22 protein-coding genes and 1 tRNA gene are annotated in these 22,702 nt (G+C 59.6%); 10 read left to right on the top strand and 13 right to left on the bottom strand.

Annotated features, from left to right (window positions below; all coding sequences use genetic code 11):
- Positions 1-148 precede the first annotated feature (148 nt).
- Both QQJ96_RS10900 and QQJ96_RS10895 read right to left on the bottom strand, forming a co-directional pair.
- Complete coding sequence (locus QQJ96_RS10900; protein WP_284332022.1) at positions 149-820, bottom strand: response regulator transcription factor; 672 nt, start codon at positions 818-820, stop codon at positions 149-151.
- Positions 821-934: 114 nt separating this feature from the next.
- Positions 935-1,711: an Hpt domain-containing protein gene (locus QQJ96_RS10895; RefSeq protein WP_284332021.1), complete on the bottom strand. Its 777-nt coding sequence runs from the start codon at positions 1,709-1,711 to the stop codon at positions 935-937.
- A 268-nt stretch (positions 1,712-1,979) separates the two neighbouring features.
- Here QQJ96_RS10895 and QQJ96_RS23605 point away from each other — a divergent pair, with 268 nt between their 5' ends.
- The 5 genes from QQJ96_RS23605 (at position 1,980) to QQJ96_RS10875 (ending at position 5,180) form a co-directional block, all read left to right on the top strand.
- A complete protein-coding gene (locus tag QQJ96_RS23605; RefSeq protein ID WP_404649240.1) occupies positions 1,980-2,309 on the top strand; it encodes a helix-turn-helix domain-containing protein in 330 nt (109 codons plus the stop codon).
- Between the two features lie 345 nt (positions 2,310-2,654).
- On the top strand, positions 2,655-3,299 hold the full coding sequence (locus QQJ96_RS10890) for a DUF4145 domain-containing protein (RefSeq protein ID WP_284332020.1): 645 nt from the start codon (positions 2,655-2,657) through the stop codon (positions 3,297-3,299).
- Positions 3,300-3,417: 118 nt separating this feature from the next.
- Complete coding sequence (locus tag QQJ96_RS10885; RefSeq protein ID WP_284332019.1) at positions 3,418-3,957, top strand: superinfection exclusion B family protein; 540 nt, start codon at positions 3,418-3,420, stop codon at positions 3,955-3,957.
- 43 nt (positions 3,958-4,000) lie between these two features.
- Positions 4,001-4,486 (top strand): hypothetical protein, encoded by a 486-nt coding sequence (locus QQJ96_RS10880; RefSeq protein WP_284332018.1) that lies wholly within the window; start codon positions 4,001-4,003, stop codon positions 4,484-4,486.
- A 1-nt stretch (position 4,487) separates the two neighbouring features.
- Complete coding sequence (locus QQJ96_RS10875; RefSeq protein ID WP_284332017.1) at positions 4,488-5,180, top strand: hypothetical protein; 693 nt, start codon at positions 4,488-4,490, stop codon at positions 5,178-5,180.
- A gap of 164 nt (positions 5,181-5,344) precedes the next feature.
- On the opposite strand, the gene tmk is transcribed toward QQJ96_RS10875, so the two are convergent.
- From tmk to grxD, 8 genes are all read right to left on the bottom strand, one after another.
- A complete protein-coding gene (gene tmk, locus QQJ96_RS10870) occupies positions 5,345-6,028 on the bottom strand; it encodes a dTMP kinase (RefSeq protein ID WP_284332016.1) in 684 nt (227 codons plus the stop codon).
- Between the two features lie 159 nt (positions 6,029-6,187).
- Positions 6,188-6,264: transfer RNA gene (locus tag QQJ96_RS10865), tRNA-Asn, on the bottom strand.
- A 68-nt stretch (positions 6,265-6,332) separates the two neighbouring features.
- Positions 6,333-7,733 carry a nucleotide 5'-monophosphate nucleosidase PpnN gene (gene ppnN / locus QQJ96_RS10860; protein ID WP_284332015.1) on the bottom strand — a complete coding sequence of 467 codons (1,401 nt, stop codon included), beginning with the start codon at positions 7,731-7,733 and terminating at the stop codon, positions 6,333-6,335.
- 230 nt (positions 7,734-7,963) lie between these two features.
- Complete coding sequence (locus QQJ96_RS10855) at positions 7,964-10,402, bottom strand: TonB-dependent receptor (RefSeq protein WP_284332014.1); 2,439 nt, start codon at positions 10,400-10,402, stop codon at positions 7,964-7,966.
- A 492-nt stretch (positions 10,403-10,894) separates the two neighbouring features.
- The gene (olsF, locus tag QQJ96_RS10850; RefSeq protein ID WP_284332013.1) at positions 10,895-12,607 is read right to left on the bottom strand and encodes a bifunctional ornithine lipid synthase OlsF; all 1,713 of its coding nucleotides are present in this window, start codon (positions 12,605-12,607) and stop codon (positions 10,895-10,897) included.
- A gap of 297 nt (positions 12,608-12,904) precedes the next feature.
- Complete coding sequence (locus QQJ96_RS10845; protein WP_284332126.1) at positions 12,905-13,501, bottom strand: YhgN family NAAT transporter; 597 nt, start codon at positions 13,499-13,501, stop codon at positions 12,905-12,907.
- A 50-nt stretch (positions 13,502-13,551) separates the two neighbouring features.
- Entirely contained in the window at positions 13,552-14,325 is a 774-nt protein-coding gene (locus QQJ96_RS10840) for an SDR family NAD(P)-dependent oxidoreductase (protein WP_284332012.1), read from the bottom strand.
- Positions 14,322-14,648 carry a Grx4 family monothiol glutaredoxin gene (gene grxD, locus QQJ96_RS10835; protein ID WP_284332011.1) on the bottom strand — a complete coding sequence of 109 codons (327 nt, stop codon included), beginning with the start codon at positions 14,646-14,648 and terminating at the stop codon, positions 14,322-14,324. Before grxD ends, QQJ96_RS10840 begins: the two co-directional genes overlap by 4 nt.
- 109 nt (positions 14,649-14,757) lie before the next feature.
- Between grxD and QQJ96_RS10830 the strand changes: the two genes are divergently transcribed.
- On the top strand, positions 14,758-15,339 hold the full coding sequence (locus QQJ96_RS10830) for a superoxide dismutase (protein ID WP_284332010.1): 582 nt from the start codon (positions 14,758-14,760) through the stop codon (positions 15,337-15,339).
- Between the two features lie 74 nt (positions 15,340-15,413).
- Here the strand turns inward: QQJ96_RS10830 and QQJ96_RS10825 are convergent, their stop codons facing one another.
- The 3 genes from QQJ96_RS10825 to purE form a co-directional block, all read right to left on the bottom strand.
- Positions 15,414-16,343 carry a DUF2167 domain-containing protein gene (locus QQJ96_RS10825; RefSeq protein WP_284332009.1) on the bottom strand — a complete coding sequence of 310 codons (930 nt, stop codon included), beginning with the start codon at positions 16,341-16,343 and terminating at the stop codon, positions 15,414-15,416.
- 146 nt (positions 16,344-16,489) lie between these two features.
- Complete coding sequence (locus QQJ96_RS10820) at positions 16,490-17,632, bottom strand: 5-(carboxyamino)imidazole ribonucleotide synthase (RefSeq protein WP_404649264.1); 1,143 nt, start codon at positions 17,630-17,632, stop codon at positions 16,490-16,492.
- Between the two features lie 2 nt (positions 17,633-17,634).
- Positions 17,635-18,138, bottom strand: coding sequence for a 5-(carboxyamino)imidazole ribonucleotide mutase (gene purE, locus QQJ96_RS10815; RefSeq protein WP_284332007.1), 504 nt, complete (start codon positions 18,136-18,138; stop codon positions 17,635-17,637).
- A 66-nt stretch (positions 18,139-18,204) separates the two neighbouring features.
- Between purE and QQJ96_RS10810 the strand changes: the two genes are divergently transcribed.
- The 4 genes from QQJ96_RS10810 (at position 18,205) to QQJ96_RS10795 (ending at position 22,459) form a co-directional block, all read left to right on the top strand.
- Entirely contained in the window at positions 18,205-18,477 is a 273-nt protein-coding gene (locus tag QQJ96_RS10810) for a Trm112 family protein (RefSeq protein WP_284332006.1), read from the top strand.
- 204 nt (positions 18,478-18,681) lie between these two features.
- Entirely contained in the window at positions 18,682-20,988 is a 2,307-nt protein-coding gene (locus tag QQJ96_RS10805; RefSeq protein ID WP_284332005.1) for a DUF1631 domain-containing protein, read from the top strand.
- Between the two features lie 169 nt (positions 20,989-21,157).
- Complete coding sequence (gene nadC / locus QQJ96_RS10800; protein ID WP_284332004.1) at positions 21,158-22,015, top strand: carboxylating nicotinate-nucleotide diphosphorylase; 858 nt, start codon at positions 21,158-21,160, stop codon at positions 22,013-22,015.
- Positions 22,016-22,051: 36 nt separating this feature from the next.
- A complete protein-coding gene (locus tag QQJ96_RS10795; RefSeq protein WP_284332003.1) occupies positions 22,052-22,459 on the top strand; it encodes a DUF3301 domain-containing protein in 408 nt (135 codons plus the stop codon).
- The last annotated feature ends 243 nt before the right edge of the window (positions 22,460-22,702 follow it).

The following is a 22,702-nucleotide window of genomic DNA, read 5'->3' as shown; positions in this document are numbered from 1 at the left end:
GATGGAGCGGCATTAGGTTAGTAGAACGTCTCGTTCACTGCTAGCTGGCCGCGCTGCCTTACTGGGCTGGCTACCGGTTTATGTTGCTCGTCGCCTGTCCATAAGTACCAGGGCCGCACGCAGCTGACAACCAAGCTTCCCTAGAGGCTCAGCCCCGCTGATATCGCATTCTGAACAGCTCGTGGTTGGTACGTAAGCCCAGCTTGCGGAAGGCCGAATGCTTCTGCGCGCTAATCGTAGTGGCCGACCTGGAAAATTTTTTAGCGATGGCCGTGATCGACATGCCTTCAAGCATGCAGCGCAGCACCTCATGCTCCCGTGCGGAAAGCTTGGAGGTGTCCAGCAGCTCGTCGCCAATATCCGCACGGGGCTCGTCACTCGGGCGGATAGAACGGTTAAAATCGGTCAGGTGCCGGCTAAAATAGGTCCGGCCCGCGGCAACCGTTCGAATGGCCACATACAGTTCGGACTCGTGCTCCGTCTTGCCAATAAAACCGTGGGCGCCAGCCCTCATCGCCAGAGCCATCGTAGCGGGGTTGCAGTGGGACGACACCACCAAGACCCGCACATGCGGATAGTGCAGATGCAAGGAGCGTAGCAACTTGGTGCCATCGACATCCGTCGAACCCAGGGCGTAGTCGGTAACGACCACGTCGGGCCGAGCTTCCTTCAATGCCTCGAAGAGTTCCCGAGAAGCGCGAAAGCTTCCCGTTATATCCAGCCCGTAGTCATGCTTGAGCAGCAGCTCCATGCCACGGCGCACCAGCAAGTGGTCTTCGAGCAACATCACGCGCAAGCGCTGCGACATGAAATCGGACATGGCCAACCTCCTTTCGAATTAGACTGGACTGCCCTGCTCTTCTCACTTCGCGCGCATCTTCTACGGGACTAGAGATGGGCGCAGCGCCGGACGTCAAAACGCTTTAATCTGTGCTTATTCAAAGTGGCGGGCGATAGCCACTTTCAACGCGGCGAGCGTGTGCTCTATCTCATCCGGCGCCAGAGGTGCATAACCCCTCGCTGCGAGTTCTAGCCTGTCAGCCAACTCGGCTGCTCGATTCGCATGCAGCGCAATCGCCGCACCCTTCGCGCGATGGGCAAAGCGCACCATGTTTGAAGTGTCCTGTCTTGCCAGAGCCCGCTCATACTCCTGGATGTCCACTTCGATAAAAGCTCGGCACCACCGCGGCGGAAAGGGTTCATCCTGCGCTTGGCCAGTGAGAGGCGGGAGCGTGAGCCACCGCGCGAGGGTGGCATATAGCTCTTCTGGGCGTAGGGGTTTACGCAGGACACCATCCAGCCGGCTATCCAACGCGCGTCGCCAAGTTTCGCCACCCTGCCCCACGATGGCAACGAGGGGAATGCGGGCGCGCATTGCGAGGTTAGCCCGCGTAAAACGCAGCACGGCTTGGTAGACGGCTGCGTCCTGCCCTTCCAAGGCCATCAGGATCACGTCGGGCGCCTTAAAATCGGTCGCGTTCAAGGCCGCCAGGCTGTCGGGCACGGTGAGCGGGTCCAGGCCAAGCGCCTTGAGTTGGCCTGCAAGCATGTTTCGGCCCTCGGGATCTTGGGCTACCACCAGAATACGTGCAGGCACACCAGGCGTCCCGGGGGCCGGGCCGCGAACCCTGGAGGCTTCATCTAGTTTCCAATGGCGGAAAGGTATGGCAGCGCGCGAGCCGCGCGTAAAGGGTTTTCGCAATGGTTTCATCACAGGTACTCCAGGCAGTCGGACCATATGTTGTGGGCGGCGCGGGCGGCGCTCTGCTTCGAAGTCACTTGTAGCTCTATGTCATGTGACAGCTTGCCCACCACACATGTCGCGGTGCGCAATGCAAAAACGATATGTGCATCCATCCTCGTGCCTCTGTCTGCGTGTAGGCCGTGCCGTCGAACCACCGAGGGCTAAAGAAAAATATCCCTTTTACACATAAAAATGTACAACTAGCATACCAAGGGGTCAAGGCTACGGTGCGTCCATGCCTAGACGCGAGCCAAAACCATCATCTGTCCATCGGCCAGAGCACGCGGTCCTGGCCGCTCTACTGAGAGAGCTTCGACTAGCCGCTGGACTAACTCAGGTTGAAGCCGCAACAGAGATTGGCCTCGATCAAAGCAGCATCAGTGATTTCGAGACAGGTGACCGCGGACTGGAACTCTTGGTAGTAAGAGATCTCGTCCACGTCTACGGTGGCGACTGGCTTGCTTTTGTAGCTGAGCTTGAGGCACGGCTCAGCGCAGGAATGAAGCCGGCAAGCAGCCTATTGCGGAAATCAACGCTAAAAGGTCCCCGCTCGCGAAAAGTGTAGGGCTCCTTCCACCTTCCAAAAACGGAGACATCAAAAAAATAAGCCCTAGTCAGCCGGATATCGATGTCAAACAGGGCGCAATCGTGGACACCCAAGAAGCACACCTAGCCAACTTGACGCTAAAGTCAGATCACGCACCGAAACTCGTACGCAAGCCGATACTTCGCAAGCGTTTTGGTGGATGCCCCTAATTCCCACGACTACGGAGGTTGCCGGACCGCTGTTCAGAAACCACAGGAATCCGCACAAAAAACTGTGCGTTCGTTAATTGGTCAAAATGCAGCTCTACTTCAGGGGAAATCAATGAGGGACTTCAATTGGATTTGCCCACACTGCGAACACGCTGTGACCATCACTGGAGAACGCTTTTCAGCAAATCGTCACACGCTCTATCTAGATAACGCGGATGGCCGCAGAACACTAGCCACGTCATACGCTGTATGTCCGAATCCGAATTGTCGTAAGTTCACTCTTACAGCCGACCTCTTTGAAACCGAGCCGTCGTCGTCCCCTCATGGTGGCGAAAAATACTTAAAGAAACTAAATGCTTGGTCGCTAGTCCCTTCCGCAGCAATGAAATCATTTCCCGACTACGTTCCAGAGGCGATCCGCGAGGATTATCGCGAAGCATGTTTAATAAAAGATCTAAGTCCAAAAGCATCTGCAACCCTATCACGCAGATGCCTTCAGGGGATCCTTCGAGACTTTTGGAAGGTTAAGCCTGGTCGCCTCGTCGACGAAATTACACAAATCAAAGATAAAGTCGACTCGATCACATGGGATGCGATCGAAGCGGTGAGAAAGTTAGGAAACATCGGCGCCCATATGGAGAAAGACATAAACTTCATTGTGGATGTTGATCCTAATGAGGCCACTCTACTAATAGGCCTCGTCGAAACACTACTCAAAGAGTGGTACGTGGCACGAGCTGATCGACTGGCACGCATGGGAGCTGTAATTTCAGCTGCAGCAAGTAAGAAAACACCTTGAGTAAAACCACCAACTCCATGTCATGGAGAGACAGCATATTGCCAATCGAATGAACTAACTACGACAGCCCCCAAAAAAGCTGTTAACTGACCACATTCAATCAAGCGGGGAAAACGAGATGGACCCATCCAAGATCCTGGACTTCATCAAGCTATCACCACGTTACCTCGCCGCAATCGCATTAATCACCGGCGCGATGATCTTTCTTCCCGAAAGTGCCTTAACGCGCTTAGGGATAGCAAGGATAGCTGGGGACTACAAGGGATGGCTTGGCATCGGTTTTTTAGCCAGCGCGGCACTCCTGAGCGTCTCATTGGCCACAATAATTTTAGGTAAACTTACTCAAGGCCTTGCCAGCAGACAGCGAAAAGAGCACATTGAAGAACGACTGCGAAGCCTTACAGAGGCTGAGAAGCAAATTCTTAGGTATTACTTTGCGAAAAGAACACGATCAAACCGCCTACGAATTGACGACGGAACAGTACGCGGCCTTGTATTCAGCGGAATTATTTTCAGATCCACCGATGTTGGAAATATACTTAGTGGATTCGATCACAACATATCGGATACAGCTTTGAATTATATATGCGATCACCCTGAAGTACTGAATGGTGAAACAAACTCGTACAGGACTGACAGGAGTCAATGGGATAATTAATATCGGTCATAAAAACGGCTCGATTCCGTCTTAGTGAATCGAAATGCATCATCAAATGCCTGTTAATGAAATAACACACCAACCCATCAACGTCGCCGACAGGAAAGCACAAGTGACAGCGATCTACAATGAACTCAGTTTCGATACTCCACTTCACGCGCGATGGGCCGCCTTCTTTGACCTAGCAGGCTGGCACTGGTCCGCTTGCGTTGCAAGGGTGGATAACTGGAAGCCAGATTTCCGAGTCACATTCGCGTGCGGACACTCTGAATGCTCTGATTCGCACACACTTCTCGTTTCAATTCTTGATGTTGCCGACATAAGCGGTGTAAAAGACCATCCCGCTCTCAGCCATCGTTATGGAGTAAAAGGAACAAGCGCGGACGCTGGAGCGTTATTTGGTGCCACACCGAAAGCCACCCAATGGGAGATGAGCCACGGCGCAGGCGGCGGCTTAGACGACGTAGTCGCCTGGACGCCTAATGCCGAGCAGCTCTGGAAAGAAGCGAAAACTTTGGTACACGAATAAGATGACGTCACGACCAAATTTTTATCTCTGGATTGCCGCTCTGTTTGCAGGATCTTTGGTCACGTACCTCGCGCTACCGCGAGGCGAATTAATCCGGCAAATTGCTGCATTACCTCTTGTTGGCTCACTATTCGGCTTACTTGTAAAAATCGCGCTTGATGAAGCCTCTCACCAGCGCGATTTAATCAAGATTGCCGTACAAAACAATTTTTCCCTAGCCGCCAACTCACACATGGCCTCTGTTGCTTTCGACAAGCACGCTGAATTCAGCGAGAAATATGCAATTGAAACTCAAGCAACGCTTGTGACTCTGTTCCGTAAAGGGCCAACTGACGAGGCATTAGAGCACGCGCATAAGCTCTACCTCATCCGCAGTGACTTCGCAGTTTGGCTAACCAGAGACATCGACACCAAACTTGAAGAATTCGAGGCGGCATTGCGCGAAGTAGGGGCAAGTGCCCATTATGTGTATAACAACGTCGATGCACGAGATCGCCAGGAAAAGCTCGACGGAATGTATCGAACATTTGCCCAAATTATTGGCATGAAAGCCTGGAACGATGAACGGTTAACAGATGAAAAGGCGATTGCAAGTGTATTTCAACACCTGCGCGTAATTCTCGGCATGGAGGAACTAACCAAACTCCGACAAGCAATTGTTTCCAAAGCATTCGAAGAGGTTGAGAAAAAATAACGGCCTAACCATATAGTGTCGGCCTCACGGGTCTACGATAAAGACATGTTCACCATGCCTGAAGGCCGGCGCCAACTATGCCGTAAACAGCCTGCTACCCAAATTGATGCCGTGGCGAAATCAGCTTCGCCGTTTCAAACTACTAACCGTAGCGTCCATTCTTTTCAAATGCTGGTCAACGGACCGATCTTCCGAAGTATCTCTGCGCTTTCGACAGACAGGCCTTTCGCTTCGATCAATTTTACAGAGATCATCTTGACTACCGCCTCCCATGACTTCTTGAAAACCTCCCCAGCAGCCACGGAAGCGTCTACGACAACACGGCTCGGAAGTTTCATGTTCAGGAAGATCTCGCGACAACGTTCGAGATTGTCTTCCGTTTCGAAGTGGTTGGGCTTGTCGCCACGCGCCCGAATGCGCTCCAACCCTACGGCCGGCTCGACATCCAAGATAAGCGTGATATCCGGCTTGGGCGCAAAAGCGTTCTGAAACAGAATCTCGCTGACGGAAATGCCGCGAGCCCCCTGATAGGCAGCAGACGAGGGATAGTAGCGATCGAGAATGACGACATCGCCCCTGTCGAGCGCCGGCTTAATGACTTCATCAACGTGCTGCCTGCGATCAAGCAACAAAAGACGGATTTCCTCTTCCGGAGACAGACGCCCTTCCGCTGCACTCGCACGTAGCTGAGCACCCCAGGGACCGCTCGTAGGTTCCTTACCCACCGCTACCGCAATATTCCGTGCACGCAACTGCTCCGCTAATTTCTGCGCGAGTGTCGTCTTGCCTGCTCCGTCGATGCCTTCCACCGCGATCAGCAGGCCTCCGGGAATAAGGCCAGTCGTCATGTTCGAACTGTACACGATTCGTCACAAACAAAATGGGCAACCAGGAGCGCCCCATGAACTTCTCTAGGCATGCAGTTCTAGGTAACGCCCTTAAGAAGGAATGACTTTCCACGGCGCAAATAATAAGGGCCTGCGGAAGCCGCAAGCCCTTGATATATCTGGCGCCCGAAGTTGGACTCGAACCAACGACCCCCTGATTAACAGTCAAGTGCTCTAACCGGCTGAGCTATTCGGGCGGGGAGCTGCGTAGTTTGGGGAAACGGCCCAGAGCTGTCAAGCTGCGTGGGCCGCCTACCCTGCCTGTTCAGCTGGTGAGCACGCGGTAGCAGGGCACGTAGGCGCTGCCGCCGGGAAGTTTCATGCGGTGCTGCTGGACGAAGGCCTGCAGCAGGCGGTCCAGGGCGCGCATGATATCCGGCTCGCCATCGATTTCGAACGGGCCGTGCTGCTCGATGGCGCGCACGCCTTCATCCTTCACGTTGCCCGCGACGATGCCGGAGAAGGCTCGGCGCAGGTCGGCGGCGAGTTCGTGGCGTGGGCGGTTGCGATGGATGGCAAGCGCGCGCATGGCTGTGTGCGTAGGGATGAAGGGCTGCTGGAATGCCTGGGGAATGCTCAGCGACCAGTTGAAGAAGAAGGCGTCCTTGTTGTCCAGGCGGTGGTTGCGCACCTTGTCGACACCGTGCACCGCCGCATGCGCCACGGCAATCGGGTCGTCCACGATGACCTTGTAGTGCTGCGCCACCTCGTCGCCCAGCGCCAGGCGCAGGAAGGTGTCGATTTGCTCGAAGTAAGCGGCGGACTGCTTGGGACCGGTGAAGATCAGCGGGAAGGGAATGCCCGCGTTGTCCGGGTGTAGCAGGATGCCAAGCAGATAGAGGATCTCCTCGGCCGTGCCAACGCCGCCCGGGAACACGATGATGGCGTGCCCCATGCGCACGAAGGCTTCGAGGCGCTTCTCGATATCCGGCATGATCACCAGCTGGTTCACGATCGGATTGGGCGATTCGGCCGCGATGATGCCAGGCTCGGTCACGCCGATGTAGCGGTTTTTGCGTCGGCGTTGTTTTGCATGCGCGATGGTCGCGCCCTTCATCGGCCCCTTCATTGCGCCCGGGCCGCAACCGGTGCAGATATCCATGCTGCGCAGGCCGAGCTGATAACCGACGGACTTGGTGTATTCGTATTCGTCACGCGAGATCGAGTGGCCGCCCCAACACACCACCAGGTTAGGATCGATTTGCGGCTTCAGAATGCGCGCATTGCGCAGGATTTCGAACACGGCATGGGTAATGCCCACGGTATTGTCGAGTTCGAATACCCCCTGTTCCAACTGGGTGGCCACGTAGACGATGTCGCGCACCACCGCGACCAGCAGTTCGTTGATACCGCGGATGATGTGGCCATCGACGAACGCCTGGGCAGGCGCGTGGGAGAGTTCGATCTTGATGCCGCGATCCTGCTGCAGCACCTGGATGTCGAAGTTCGGGTATTGCTCGAACATGCCGCGCGGATCGTCGCCGACTTCACCCGAGGTGAGCACCGCCAATGCGCAGCGGCGCAGCAGGCCATGCAGGCCGGAGCCGCTGGCATCGCGCAAACGCGCCACTTCGTTGCGGGAAAGTATGTCCAGGCCACCGGCAGGTGAAATGCGGGCGCTTACCGTAGCGGGCTTGCCGGTCTTGTCGAGCTGGGTGTCGTTCATGATCCATCGTCTCCTGACAAAAGCTTTCCGCCATGCGGGCCGCCATTCGCTTAAGGCGGCCGCCTAGCATCCCGCTTCTGGTGCGGTGCGGTCAATGTCATGCCACTGCCCCACAAAAAAACGCCCTGCTGGTGGCAAGGCGTTTTGATGTCCCGGGCTTGGAGTTCAAGCCAAGGTTGGCCCTCGCCCCGGGGCCTTCCCCAGTAGGGAAGGCCGGGGCCGGGCGCTTTTTAGAAGAACGAAGCGCCAATCGTCACCATGTACGTACGCGGCTGCAGCAGGCCGTAGGTCGGCGCACTGGAGAACAGCGACGGGAACAGCTTGCCCGAGGCTGCGGCGAGGAACTGCGCCGAGCCCACGTACGAGAAAGCACGCTTGTCGGTGAGGTTGGTCACGTTCACCTTGATGTACGGCTTCTTCAGCCAATCGAAATCGCCGAAGCGATAGCCGCCGCTGAAGTCGAACGTGGTGAAGCCGCCAACGCGCTCGGTGTTCATGTAGTCACCGTACAGCGAGCTGGTGACGCGCCCATTGAGTTCCGCCCACAGATGCGTATCGTCGTAGCTCAGGGCCACGTTGCCGATGTGCTTGGCCGTGTCCGGCATGATCCGGCCGTTGGCCGGATAGACGCCGTCGCCGCCGCCATCGATGCCGCCGACGATTTCGGCCTTGGTGTAGGTGTAGGAAGTGTAAACCGTCCAGCTCGGCGCGAACTTGTAGCTCACTTCACCGTTGAAGCCGCGCATATGCATGCGATGGATCGCGGTGTAGTAAGTCTGGCCGTTGGCGTTGTCGTACGCGCTTTCCTGCTTGTTGTTGTAGTTGCTGTTGTAGAGGTCCGCGTTGGCCGAGATCTTGTCACCGTAGTAGCGCCAGCCCAGGTCGGTGTTCCAGGTAGTTTCCGGCTTCTGCAGGTCGTTGCCCGAGAACGCGTTCAGCAGCACCACCGTGTTGGTCGGAACGCGGAAGGTCTTGCCGCTGCCGAGGTAGAACTGGTTCTTCTCGTCGAGCTGGAACTTGATGCCGGCGGTCGGCAACAGCTTGTTCCAAGTCCGGTCGATCGTGGTGTAGGTCTGCTGCTTGCTTATCGGGCCGCTGGTCGAACCCGGGTAGTCATAGCCCCAGCCGCTGCGGCTGGCACGCAGGAACGCCGCACCGGCGGTGAAGGTCCACTGGTCGCTCGGCGTCCAGTTGTCGGTGACGAAACCCTTCTCAAGCTCGGTGTTGGTGTACTCGTGGTAGTACGTCATCGGCATACCGTTGGGGTATGTGATGTAGTTGCTGTTGGCCCACAGACTGACCGGCTGGCCCTGGTTGTTGGCCTGGAAGTAGCTGTTGTCCTGCGTCTTGCGCGAATCTTCGTACCAGAAGCCGTATTCGAGGCTGTTGTCCAGGCCGAAATCCTGGTTGAACTTCACCAGCACGCCCGGACGATAGGTCAACGCGGCGGAATACGAATACACGATGCCCTGCTGGCCGGTGACGACCGCGCCGCTGTTGTTGGCGTCCACGTTGGTGAAGCCGAAGCGGTCGGCTGTTGCGGTGGTTTCAGTCACCGTGGCCGCCGAACCACCACCGCCGTTGCCGTACCAGAAGTACGGAATTACCGACAAATGCAAGCTGTCGGCCAGCTTGAACTCGCCGTCCAGGCTGAACATGAAGCTGCGGAACGGGTTGGTGCGCAGGCCGTAGTAATACGTGTCGTTGCTGAGCGCATTCTTTAGCGCGGTACCGGTCAGGCCGGCCAGCGGAATCCATGAGGTGGTGTAATCGGTGTAGTAACCGTTCTGCGCCACCTGCTGCTTGGTGACGTTTTCGTAGTTGATGTTGTTCTCGCGGTTGTACTGCAGCGAGGCACTGATCGAGTTGTCGTTATCGATCGTCCACACCGACTTGCCGTCGACCTTGGTGACGTCCAGCTTGCCCTGGCCGCGCCACTTGTCGGCAGTGTTGTGCGAGTAAGACAGCCAGGAACGCACCGGGCCCATGTCGCCCGTGTTCAGGCGGAAGAAGGTGCGGCGATAGTCGTTGCCGCCGATGGTCTGGGTGACGTCGAAGCCGCCCTTATGCGATGGATCGATGGTGGCCCAGCCGATGTGACCGCCGCTGGCGCCGGAGTCGGGCATGTCCACGTCCGGAATGCCCTGCAGCACAGTGATGTCGCCCATGTTTTCCGAGTCGCCGTATTCGGTGGCGTACACGGAGTAGCTACCGGTATCGGTGATCGGCGCGCCGTTGACGGTCATGCCGATGTCGGACGAGTCATAGCCGCGCAGGCTGTAGTGGCCGTTGGCCAAGCCCGTAACGTCGTCAGTCGCTGCGTTCACACCCGGAATGGTGCGGATCATCTGCGTGAAGTTGCTGCCGGGACTGGCCTTTTCGATGGCGTCGCGCGTGATCGTCGATACCGCCTTGGGTGCAATCTGCACGGACATCAGTCCACCGCCCAGCGACAGCGACTGGCCCTGCACCGTCACTTCCGACATCTGCTTCACGTCACGCTGGGTGGCGTTGGACGTGGTGGTGTTGGAGGTGCTGGATGCATTGACGCGCTGCTGCGATTCCTGGCTTGTCTGGGCCTGGTCGTTGCTGGCGGTCTGTGCGGCCGCAACGCCGGCGGAGAGGTAGACAGCCATCGCAATCGCTGCGGAAAGATGCGTACGTTTCATGTAGAGGCCCTTAAGTCCGATTATTGATTTGAATTTCTCTGGTATTGCTGGTGCTACCGCTTGAATAAAAGCTTGCGAGCCAAGCGAATCAGCCGTCCCTGCTGGCATTTGCCACACACAAAGAGGCTCAGGGCCCATTTACTGGATGAGCCGAGTGGCCTCTTTGGAACCCTAGGTTTTGGTTTTTCATGTGGGACGAAGTACAACGACTCCGGCCCTAAGACACATTCCCTGGATGACACACGTGTAAGCTGATTCGCGTTTCGCCCCCAGCCATTCATAGACGCTGAGGTCAGAAGAAAGCGGTGCACGTATCCTTAGCGATACCTTAGCACAATCGCATACTTTCTTTACATCATCTTTACAGATGCATCCCATTTGTGAAGATGGCGCCCATGGCCTCGCTTAGGCCGGGATGTCAATCCCTGCATCGCGATGGGCATGCATGACAATGCTGGGGTTTGCACCCCAGCCTACGATTGTCATCCCAGCCTACGCTCCCTTGCCGAGATAACGGGCGCGCTTGGCCGGCTTCAGGCGGGACAGATCCAGCATCACCAGGCCGTCGACGCAGCCGGAGAAGCCCGGGTCTTCGCCGAAATCCAGAAACTGCACGCCGTCGGGCTCGACCAGGTCGACGTATTGGCGATACAGCACCGGCAGGCTTACGCCCAGGGCATCCAGGTGATTGCGCAATTTGCCCAGCCCGCTGACCGGGTCCAGGCCTTCCAGTTCACGGCGTACGCCTTCGAGCACGTCCGCGGAAACCTTGAATGGCTGGCGGGCGGAAGCCAGGCCGGGGGCGCCGAAATAGTGCTGATGCGCCGCGGCGATCCACTCACGCGCCTGGCGTGGCAGGCTCACCGACATGCTCACCGGACCAAACAGATAGTGCAGATCCGGATGGCGTTGCAGGTATAGACCGATGCCCTGCCATAGCTGATCCAGCGCGCGGGACCGCCAATAGGCAGGCGCGATGAAGCTGCGCCCCAATTCCAGCCCTTGCGCCAGCCGCGATTCCAACGCCGGCGAATAGTTGAACAGGCTGGCGGTGTAGAGGCCATTCATGCCGCGCGCGGCAATCAGGCTCCCACCATGACCGAGTCGATACGAACCCACGATGCGCAGCACCTTGGGGTCCCATAGCACGAGGTGTTCGTAATGGGCATCGTAGGCATCCAGGTCACGCCGCGTGTTGGTGCCCTCGCCTACCTTGCGGAAGGTGAGTTCGCGCAAGCGGCCAATTTCGCGCAACGCGGCACCATCCGTCTGCCCGCGCAAAACAATCAACTGCTTGCCGTCGGCAAGATCGGCAAGCTTTTCGCTCTGCGCCAGCTCCTGCGCCACGCGATCGACCGACTCAGGATGCGCCAGCGGCACTTGTCCGCCGAAAATCAGGCCACGGCGGCGACCAATGCGATACACATGCCTGCGCATCAGGTCAGCTGCGCGTTGCGAATTGTCGGCACTGCGCTTGCTTAGTTCTTCCGCGCTTACCAGCGCACCCACACTGAAACCGATGCGGCTGACATGGGTGGCTACCGCTTCGCGTGGCAGCATCGCCGTGCTGAGCGGCTTGGCCAGCATGGAAAGCCCATAGAACATGGCCGAATTGCGCGCGGCCACGTGGATCGGCAGCACCGGTGTCTTGCTGCGCATGGCCAGCCTGGCGAAACCGTCGGACCAGCGTGCGTCGCGCACGCCTGCCGGCCCTATGCGGGAAACCTCGCCCGCCGGGAAAATAATCAATGCCTCGCCACGCTCCAGCGCGCGGTAGATGTTGCGCATACGCGAAGCCGCGCCGCCGCCGAATACATCGACCGGCAACAACAAGGATCCCAGTTGCGGCACGGCCGCCAGCCAGTCATTGCCGAGTATGCGGATGTCTTTGCGCACCGAACCCACCAGATCCAGCAGGGCCATCGCATCGAGCATGCCCAGCGGATGGTTGGCGACGATCAGCACGCCACCTTCGACGGGAATATGCTCCCGCTCGCGCTGTACCACGTGATAGCTGCAACCTAACAGATCCAGGACCCGTTCGGCGAACTCGAATCCCTTGGTATCGGCAAGCCGATCAAGTACCCGATTGAAGCCTGCTTCGTCGGCCAGCCGACCCAACATGCCAACAACGGGCTTACGGATCATCGGGTGCTGCGCTAGCCATGGCAGACGTTCGGTAAGGGCCTGTTCAACGTGAAGCATGACCGCCTCCCTTGGTTTTAATCCATGTTGCCGATCAAGTGTGACAACTGCGAGAAATCGCATAAGCAAAGTGACCGGCGGCGCAAGAATACACGACGCGGTTGGGGGCAATGCTTAAGAGCTTGTTCAAGGCAGACCTGCCTCTTGGCCTATCGTAGGGATTGTGCTCGCCGCCCCAGGCGGTTTTCAAACCATCGGCGCGTAGGCTGGGACGGCAATCCCAGCTTTCCAGCTGCGACGTGCTGATGCCGGGATTGTCATCCCGGCCTACGTCGCCCAAGGCAGTTTGCGCAGGCTTCAAACCGTCAGATGCAGGTAGGCCGCGATGCCGCCCAGGAACATCTGCACCGACAGGGCAATCAGCAGCATGCCCATCACCCGCTCCAGCGCGGTGAGCACGCTTTCGCCCAGCCAGCGGAACAGATAGGTGGAACTCAACAGTATCAGCGCCGTGGCCAACCATGCGCCCAGCAAGGCGATGGCCCAATCGGCGGTGCGGCCAGGCTGCGTATTGGTAAGCAACAGCAAAGCGGCCATCGCCGAAGGTCCGGCTACGCCTGGAATGGCCATCGGCACAATGAACGGCTCGCCTTCGCCGGCCTGGCCGAAAATGCCGCCTTCGGCCGGTGGAAACACCATGCGGATGCCGATCAGGAACAGCACGATGCCACCGGCGATGCTGATCGATTCCTCCCTGAGCTGCAGCAGCCTGAGAATCAGCTGGCCGCCCATCAGGAACATCAGCAACACTGCCAAGGCAATCAGCAGCTCGCGCACCATCACCGCACGACGGCGCTTAGGCGGCACGTCCTTGAGCAAGCTGAGGAAGATGGGGATGTTGCCAAGCGGGTCCATGATCAGGAACAGCAGGATCGCCGCCGACAAGGTGGTCATCTGCGTTTGCATGCGTTCCCCTTCTTAAAATACGCAATGGGCGGCATTCGTCATGCCGTGCGCAAGTCGAGTACGCCGCCGCGTGTCGCAGCCGCCTTGTTGCTCAACAGGTACACCACGGCTTCCGCGGTGGCATCGGGTAGGGGGTGCTGCAAAGTGTCTTCACCGAAATACGCGGTGCGGCGCAAGGTGGTCCGCATCGGGGCAGGCAGTAGCGCATGTACGCGGAACGCGCCTTCGTCATGCTCCTCGTGCAGGATCGCCACGAAACGTTCCAATGCCGCTTTCGACACACCGTATGCACCCCAGTGTGCGCGCTGCACCAGTTCGGGGCTGTCCAACACGAACACCGCCGCACTATCGGGCGCGGCAGTAAGCATGGGTAGGCACGCCTGAGTAAGCGCGAACGGTGCGGAAACATTGACGTGCAAGCTGCGCAGCCAGGCGTCCGGCTTGTGCATCGCCATCGGCATCAGGCCGGCAAAGCTGGCCGCCGCATGCACAATGCCATCGAGCCGGCCCAGGTCACGCTGCAAGCCTTCGGCCAGTGTCTCGTAGTCGCGAGGGGTGGCGGTTTCCATGTCCAGCGGATGGATCACCGGCTCGGGCAAACCTTCGCGCAGCATCGCGTCGTAGAGCTGTTCGAGCTGCCGCTTGCGCTTGCCCGTGATCACCACGGTGGCGCCCGCACGGGCGACGGCGCGTGCCACCGCACTGCCCAATCCGCCATAAGCGCCGGTAACCAGAACCACGCGGCCAGCCAGTTCATCGGCGGCCGGTGCCCAGGCCGCGGGCAAGCGGTGTTGCGGCAGGCTCAAACTCATACCTGGTTATCCCCTGCCACGTCATGGGCCATGCGTGCCAGCTCACCGGAGGCCTTGAGGTCTTCCACGATGTCGCAACCACCGATCAGCTCGCCCTGGATGAACAACTGCGGGAAGGTCGGCCAATTGGCGTAATGCGGAAGGGCCGCGCGGATTTCCGGCTCGGCCAGCACGTTCACCGCATGAAACGCCGCACCCGCTTCGGTGAGTGCGTGCGCCGCACGGGCGGAGAACCCGCACATCGGAAACTGCGGCGTGCCCTTCATGAAAAGCACCATCGGGTGCTCGGCCAGCACCGCCTTGATTCGCTCATTGACGTCCATAAATTGGTTTCATCATTACAATGCAGCAAGCTTAGTAGTGTACCAGCCGGCCCGGCGTCTGACCGGGAGGCATCCCCGTTACCCTCAGCCAACGCCCAGGAGCCAACTCATGGCGATCGAACTTCCCCCATTGCCCTACGAAAAGAACGCGCTGGAGCCGAACATCTCGGCCGAAACGCTGGAGTTTCACTATGGCAAGCACCACCAGGCCTATGTGACCAATCTCAACAACCTGATCAAGGGCACCGAGTTCGAAAGCGCGGCGCTGGAAGACATCATCAAGAAGTCCTCCGGCGGCGTGTTCAACAACGCAGCGCAGATCTGGAACCACACCTTCTACTGGCACTCCATGCGCTCGCCCAAGAGCGACAACAAGCCGGCCGGCAAACTGGCCGAGGCGATCGACAAGGCGTTCGGCTCCTTCGACAAGTTCAAGGAAGAATTCAAGAAATCCGCCGTCGGCAACTTCGGTTCGGGCTGGACCTGGCTGGTGCAGCGTCCGGATGGTTCGCTGGGCATCGTCAACACTTCCAATGCGGCCACGCCGATCACCGGCAGCGACAAGCCGCTGTTCACCATCGACGTGTGGGAACACGCCTACTACATCGACTACCGCAATGCTCGCCCGAACTATGTGGACAAGTTCTGGGATCTGGTGAACTGGGATTTCGCTGCGAAGAATCTCGGCTGATATCTCCCTCCCCTGCTCGCAGGGGAGGGCTTCGCCCCTTCCTCTACCATTTGTAGGGGAAGGCGCTTTCAGGCTTACACCGAAGGCGGCTGCGAGTCGCCCGACGCGATCGACTTCTTCGCCGGACGGCCGAACAACTTTCGAAGAAAGGCGCCGGCCGCAGCCAGGCCGATGATGATGAACTTCTTGAAGGCCAGCAGCAATAAGCCCAGCTTGGCGAACAGGCCCGCCTTGGCGGCGATGCCGCCAGCAACCAGTGCGGCCAGGCCGTACGCGGCAAGCTTGTCGGTGCTTGCGTTGTAGTCGGTGTAGCGGTTGCCGGTGTCGAAGTTGGTCGACGCCAATACCTTGGGCATTTCCTGTTTGATCTTGGGGAAATCGGCCATCGCCGCCACCGCGGTCAGTTCCAACACCCCTTGGCGACCAAGCACGCGAATGTTGTAGTTCAAGGTATTACCGCTGGCGTCGTCGGCTTTCAGCTCCTTGGCCCAGTACATCTTATGGCTCTGCGCGTCGTAATAAGGCGGCTCGGCCCAACCCAGCAAATGCAGGCCGGCGTAACCCTCCTGCTTACGTTTCTCGTTGTCGCTCTTGTCGGCCTCCTGCATGTCCTTGAGCAACTTGGTGTAGTCGATCTTGGCGGCATCTTCGTCCGAAACGTGACCATCGTCGTTGTAAGTGATGACTACACCCCAGCCCTGGTCGGACAGGGGGCTTACAGCCTGAGGGATGATCATGCCCAAGGTCTTGCTACCCGGCGGATTGCCCCAGCCCTGCGTGAGCAGACGCTCGGCATCGCTCGGCGACAGGTAGTAAAAATCGTCGTTGAGCTGCAACGTCGCAATGCCGTTAGGCAGCTTGATCGTACCGTGTTCGGGCTTGAACGAAGCGAGCAGTTGCGCGGACTTGTCCTGGGTGGAGCCGGCGTCGGCCGGAGTGTTTTGTGCATGGACGCTGGCTGCGCACAACGCCAACGCCGCCAATAGGAGGCGAATCGGTTTCATAGTTCCTTGTGCCCTGTAGTCGCGGAGTATCCGCAGAATGGCCGCGCCTCAGGTCAAGCCATCAGCGCGGGTCGAGCGCATGATGCCATGCGAACTTGGGCTGAGGGAGAGGCGTAGGCTGGGATGGCAATCCCAGCCTACATTCGTCAGAGCACCTTCAGCGCAGGTGCTGCTTGCTCTTCGCGTTGTAATGCCCGTGCAATCTCGTCCACACGTGCCGCCAAGGTCTTTGTATCCTGCGCACACACGGTGGCATGCCCCACCTTGCGCCCAGGACGCGGCTGTTTGCCGTAGTCGTGCCAATGGCTGTCGACGCCGTTGAGCACCGGCGTCGCGTCCGGCAATTCACCGATCCAGTTGAACATCGCCGAACAGCCCCTTGCCGAGGTATCGCCCAACGGCAAGCCGAGCACGGCCCGCACATGGTTTTCGAACTGGCTGGCAATGGCGCCTTCGATGGTCCAGTGACCGGAGTTGTGCACGCGCGGCGCCATTTCGTTGCCAAGCAACTCGCCGTCCTTGACGAACAGCTCCAGCGCAAACACGCCTACGTAATCCAGATGGTCGGCCAGGGTGCGCGCCAATGCCGCGGCGCGCGCCTGTAATCCACCGACTTCCGGCGCAGGCGCGAGGCTCATGCTCAGCACACCATCGGTATGCCAGTTCTGGGTGAGCGGCCAGACGCGGAAATCGCCATGGCGTGTGCGCACCGCCAGCACGGAAAGCTCGCGCTCGAACGGCACGAAGGCCTCAAGAATCAAACCGTGCGCATTGGCGCCCAGCGTCTCCCAGGCCGCATCCGCGTCTGAGAGCTGCTTGATGCGGAACTGACCCTTGCCGTCGTAACCCAGGCGGCGAGTTTTCAAGATGGAGGGAGCGCCGATCTTGGCCAAGGCACGCTCCAGATCTTCGCGTGTGTCGACCGCCTCGAACGCCGGCGTCTGCAAACCGCATTCGCGGAACAGGGTTTTCTCGGCCAGACGATCCTGCGCTACCGCCAGCGCGCGTGGATTGGGAAATACCGCCACGTGTTCGGCCAGCCAGTGCGCGGTATCTGCCGGCACGTTTTCAAAATCGAAGGTGACCACGTCGACTTCGGCCGCGAATTTTTCCAGCGCGGCGAAATCGGTCCAATCGGCCAGGCGCAGCGACGCCACCTGCCCGGCACAAGCATCAGCGGCGCTGTCTACGACCAAGGTCCTGACTCCCAACGGGGCCGCGGCAATGGCCAGCATGCGGGCAAGCTGTCCGCCGCCCAGGATGCCCAGCACGGGTTGCTTATTACGTATGCTCACGAACGGGGGTCCGAGTTGTCCAGTACGGTCTGGGTTTGACGCGCGCGATAAGCCTCCAGCGCCTTGGCGATGGCCGGATCGTGCAGGGCCAGGACGGAGGCAGCGAGCAAGCCGGCATTACACGCCCCGGCGCGGCCGATCGCCAGGGTACCGACCGGAATGCCAGCCGGCATCTGGGCGATGGAAAGCAGGGAATCCATGCCGTTCAGCGCCTTGGACTGCACCGGCACGCCGAACACCGGCAGCCGGGTCTTGGCCGCCAGCATGCCTGGCAGATGGGCGGCGCCACCGGCGCCGGCGATGATCACTTGGATGCCGCGCTGCACCGCTTGCTCGGCATACTGGAACAGCAGATCCGGGGTGCGATGGGCCGATACCACCCGCACCTCGTGCGGCACGCCCAGCTCCTGGAGCACGTCCGCGGCGTGCGTCATGGTTTCCCAATCCGAACGCGATCCCATCACCACACCCACTCGCGGTGCTGAAGCAGTTTCCGTCATGGCCCGGTCGTCCAAAAGGGGCTATTGTACGGACTTCGCCGCATTGCAACGATACCTGCCGTTTCCATGGACAAACGCCTGCTCGACATCCTGTGCTGCCCGGTAAGCAAGACGCCGGTGCGGCCCCTCAACACCGGTGAACTGACCGCCCTGAACCAGGCCATCGACGGCGGTCAGGTGCTCAATGTCGCCGGGGGCCCGGTCCAGAACCGGGTGGACGAGGGCTTGATCACGGTCGACCGCAAGGTGATCTACCGGATCGAGGATGGCATCCCGGTGATGCTGCCCGAGGAAGGCATCGGCACCACCCAATTCACGGATTTTCCGTCCGGCGCCTAGGGCTCGTTCAGGTATCTTCACGCCGGCTGGATAGATGATTCACAAAAGCATGACTTGGGACATGGCGGTGAAATGGGTTTTCGCTTATGTTCCGAGCATCGGCAGCATCCCTGTAACGATCGTCCGCGGTCGGCAAAGGCGATCAGCAGCCATTGTCGGCAGCATTCAAACAAGGCCTAGCGAGCCAACCACAGGGGTGTGGCGATGAAAGAAGCCAACGAATCCTCCAACGTAGTCAATCTTAGCCAACGGCTGGACCCATCCAGCGGACGCGGGGGCGACCTGTTGAATGCTGTCCGGAACATCTCCTCCCGCCGCCTGCAGCAATACGTCGGCAACATGTTCGAGCACGTCGACGACGCCCTGTTCGATCTGGCGGAGAAGGCGGAGAACAATGCCGCGCAAATGCATTACTTCGACGGCATGCGCGAGGTGCGCAAGCGTCGGCCGGTGATCGAGCGCGCTTTTCTGGCCCTGGTGGCGCGCGAGCTGAACGACTTTGCCAGCGGTACCCGGCCGGCCGGCGCCAACACTGGCCCCAGCACCCCTGCGCCGCAGCCCGGTTCGGTGGAGCTGTCGCTGGTAGCCGATAACGAGCTGGAAGAGTCGCTGGCCATCACCAGCATGATCGGCAAGAACGAGACGCGCCTGACGCGTGACCTGTTCGCCGTGAACCAGCGCCTGTCGGTCATCTGCGGCGGCACGCGCATCGAAGACGCCAGCAATCCGATCGGCCCGGCCATGCTCTCGCAGGCGTTCCGCCAGGCGATGCGAGAGCTGAACGCCGACATGCGCGTGAAGCTGATCATCTACAAGCTGTTCGATCGCTATGTGATGGCTGCGCTGGAGGAGTTGTACCAGGAAGTCAACGCCGAACTGATGCGCGCGGGAGTGCTGCCGCAGTTGCGCCACGAAGTGGTGCGAAGCGCCGGTACCGGTGCTGCCGCTGGGGCAACTGCTGCCACGGCGGCTGGCGAAGTTCCCCAACCGCTGCCGGCTGACGACAGCGAGGCCTCGGCCGAATTGCTGCAGACGCTGCGCACCCTGTTCACGGCACGCCGCGCGCACCCGAATGTGCCGCTGTCGGCGATGACCATGGGGCCGCTGCCGACCGCCAACGAATTGATCGGCGCGCTCAGCGTGCTGCAAAGCCAGGCGGCCATGGTGCCGATGCCGCAGCCGGCGGCAACCACGACCATGAACACGTCGGACATTGCCGAGCAGGTATTGCAGCTCAAAGAACAGCTGATGTTGCAGCTCGGCTCGCTGCGCGGCCAGCGTCCGGGGCAGATCGCCACCATCGATGAAGACACCATCGACCTGGTCGGCATGCTGTTCGAGTTCATACTCGAGGACCGCAACCTGCCGGCGCAGATGCAGGTGCTGCTGGCGCGCCTGCAGATTCCTTATCTCAAGGCCGCGATCCTCGACCGCAAGCTGTTCGCGCATCGGCAGCACCCTGCGCGCCGCTTGCTGGACGGCCTGGCCGAAGCGGCCAAGAGCTGGTCGGAAGAATCGGACCGCGACGGCCGCCTGCACGACACCGTCAAGGCCATCGTCGAACGCCTGTTGCAGGAATTCGATGATGACATGTCGATCTTCGATCGTCTTTCGGCCGAATTGCAGCAGTTCCAGGAATCGAACCGCCGTCGCGCGGAACTCGCCGAACAGCGCGTGGCGGAGTCCACCCGCGGCCGCGAGAAACTGGAACAGGCGCGCCGCCGTGCCGCGCGCGAAATCCTCAACCGCATCGGTGACAACGTACTGCCACCGCTGATCCACGGCGTGCTGTCGCGTGCATGGGCGAACTACCTGGTACTGACCATCCTGCGCAAGGGCGAGGAATCGAACGAATTCCGCGAAGCGCTGCGCTTTGTCGATGCCTTCATCGCCAGCACCAGACCGGTGCGCACGCCGGAAGCCAAGCGCGATCTGCGGCAACTGCTACCGGGCATCGAGCGCGCATTGCGCAAAGGCCTGGCGAACGTCGCCTTCCAGGAGGCCGACATCGAGAAACTGCTCGCCCAGCTGCACGGCTATTATCGCCAGCAGCTAGGCGAACCAACCCCCGCATCGGCGCAACCGCAAGCCGCCGCAGCCGCGCCTGCGCCGCTGCCGATTCCGGAAAGCATCCAGCCGATCGCCGAGAGCGCGGCCGACCTGGAGGACGATTCGACCAACGACCCGGCCGAAGACAGCATTGCGCCGGATGTGCGTGAGCAGCTCGAACTGGTAAAGGCGCTCAAGCCGGGCACCTGGCTGGAATTCAGCGGCCAGGACGAGCACTTCGAGCGCGCCAAGCTGTCGTGGATCAGCCCGATGAGCGGACGCTACCTGTTCGTCAATCGCCGCGGCTTGAAGGTGGGGGATTTCTCGCCTTATGAATTGGCCTTGGTGATGGCGGAAGGCCGCGCGCGGATCCTGGCATCCAACGCGCTGTTCGATCGCGCGATGGATGCGATCGTGGATCGCTTGAGTCACGAAGAGGCCCGTCCGGGCGAGGCGCCCTAAACGGGCTGCACGCCCGCCGCTCCTGTAGGCTGGGATGAAATCCCAGCTTTCGCGCCACACGACGATGCTGGGATTTCGTCCCAGCCTATGACACTGCCAGTGCAGTGCCGTTTCTACCCCCATGCGAGTAGCATGCGCGACATTCCCACCACGTGCCTTTGCTTCCCGCATGAGTCAAACCTTTCGATTCGTCCCGCCCGACCAGCGCCTGATCGACGCCGATGTGGAACGCGCTTTTGCCGAAGACATCGGCCACGGTGACGCCACCGCCAGTCTGCTACCCGCCGACGCACAAGCCTTCGCCGCACTCACCTGCCGAGAGGAAGCGGTCATCGCCGGCATTCCCTGGTTCGATACCTGCGTGCACAAGCTCGACCCGCAGGCACGCATCCATTGGCGCGTCAACGACGGTGACCAGGTAACGCCCGGCACCATCGTTTGCGAGATGCATGGCAATGCTCGCGCCCTCGTTACGGCCGAACGCTCCGCACTGAATTTCCTGCAGATGCTTTCCGGCACCGCCACCATCACGGCAACCTACGTCGCTGCCGTGGCCGGCACCAGGACACGCGTGCTCGATACCCGCAAGACTGTGCCGGGTTTGCGCCTCGCCCAGAAATACGCTGTTCGCTGCGGCGGCGGCCACAACCATCGCATCGGTCTTTACGACGCCATCCTGGTCAAAGAAAACCACATCATCGCCGCCGGTAGCATCGCCGCAGCAGTCCAGGCCGCCCGTCAGCTGCACCCTACCCTGCTGCTGGAAGTAGAAGTCGAAAACCTGGACGAACTGCAGCAGGCGCTCGACGCCGGGGTGGACCGCATCATGCTGGACAATTTCAGCTTGCCACTGATGCAGCAGGCCGTCGCGCAAGCCGATGGCCGCGTACCGTTGGAGATCTCCGGCAACGTCGACCTTCAAAGCATCGGCGACTACGCGCGCACCGGCGTGGACTACATCTCGGTCGGTGCGCTGACCAAGCATGTGCGGGCCATCGACCTTTCGCTCCGTTTGAAAATCAGCTGACTTGCGAGGCGGGCCGGTCGCCCACACACTGGAGTTATGGGCGACTTCGCTACCTTACTGCTGCTGCTCGTGCTGCTGGCCATCGCCGGCACTTGGCTGGTGCTCAGTCGTGCCCGCGATCGCGCCATTCAGGAAGCCCGTTGGCGCTGCCAACAGCACGGCCTGCAGTTGCTGGATGAAACGGTGGGCATGAGTGGCCTGCGGGTGCGCCGCTTCCGCGGCAAGCGGGTGCTGGAGCGCCGCTACAGTTTTGAAGTAAGCATTGACGGCAACGACCGCGAAGCGGGCCATCTGTGGATGATCGACTCAGTGCTGACAGCGCTGATACTTCCCACTGTCGAGCTGTATACGCCGGAATATCCGACACATGAAACTTCGACAGTCGAAGGCGGCAATGTGTTGCCGTTTCGCCGACATGACCATGACCGGGATATCCGCCATTAACGGGGGCAAACACCGTAGGCTTGGATGACAATCCCAGCATCACGATATTTGCCAGCACGCCAATGCAGGGATTGCCATCTCAGCCTACGCTTCTTCTCGAAAAGGAGTGGAGTCGGATTCGCGCAGGCCAAACATCCCAATTGTTTACCACACCTACGCGTGACTCACTATTCCGCATGACCTACGATTTGTCTCAAATGACTTTTTTTGCACGCGAGCGCTAAATTTCAAGGCTTAGTCCTT

The organism is Dyella flagellata, from assembly GCF_030160275.1.
Taxonomy (GTDB): Bacteria; Pseudomonadota; Gammaproteobacteria; order Xanthomonadales; family Rhodanobacteraceae; genus Dyella_B; species Dyella_B flagellata.
Note: the sequence above shows the minus strand (reverse complement) of the source record. Positions and strands in the feature narration are given on the sequence as shown.